1 pseudogene is annotated in these 790 nt (G+C 66.8%); it reads left to right on the top strand.

Features of this window, described 5'->3' with window-relative positions:
* Window positions 1-790 (top strand): annotated as a pseudogene (locus QMO56_RS26855) (IS3 family transposase); the annotation flags it as partial.

Here is a 790-nt window from a genome sequence, read left to right as displayed (position 1 = left end):
TCTGACGCTGGAGAAGCTGGTGCTGAAGGAAGCCGCCTCGGGAAACTTCTGAGCGCCGCACGCCGCCGGGCGGCAGTGGGGCATGTCACAGCGGCACTGGGCGTCTCGGAACGCTTCGCCTGCCGTGTGCTGGGCCAGCATCGCTCGACACAGCGGCAAGTGCCAGTTCCCCCGGACGACGACGCGGCGCTGACGGCGGCGATCATTGGCTTGGCCCGGCAGTATGGGCGGTACGGCTATCGCCGGATCACGGCCCTGCTCCGGGCCGAGGGCTGGCGCTGCAATCACAAGCGGGTGGAGCGGATCTGGCGTCGTGAGGGACTGAAGGTACCTGCTCGCCAGCCCAGGCGTGGACGGCTTTGGCTGAACGACGGTTCCTGCGTGCGGCTGCGCCCCGAACGGCCGCACCATGTCTGGGCCTATGACTTCGTGGAGGACCGGACGCGTGATGGGCGCAAGCTCCGCATGCTGAACGTGGTGGACGAGTTCACCCGCGAATGCCTGGCGATCCGGGTAGCACGCAAGCTGAACTCCCTCGATGTCATCGACGTGCTGACGGACCTGTTCATCGCCCGCGGCACGCCCGCGCATGTTCGGTCGGACAATGGCCCTGAGCTCGTGGCCAAGGCCGTGCAGGGCTGGATCCACAGTGTGGGCGCGACGACCGCCTTCATCGAGCCCGGCAGCCCCTGGGAGAACGGCTATGTGGAGAGCTTCAACGGCAAGCTGCGCGATGAACTGCTGAACGGCGAGGTGTTCAACTCGCTGGCTGAAGCCAGGGTGCTGATCG

It is taken from the genome of Roseomonas sp. E05, from assembly GCF_030063475.1.
Taxonomy (GTDB): domain Bacteria; phylum Pseudomonadota; class Alphaproteobacteria; order Acetobacterales; family Acetobacteraceae; genus Pseudoroseomonas.
The sequence above is the reverse complement of the archived record's forward strand: the minus strand, read 5'-3'. Positions and strand labels throughout refer to the sequence as shown.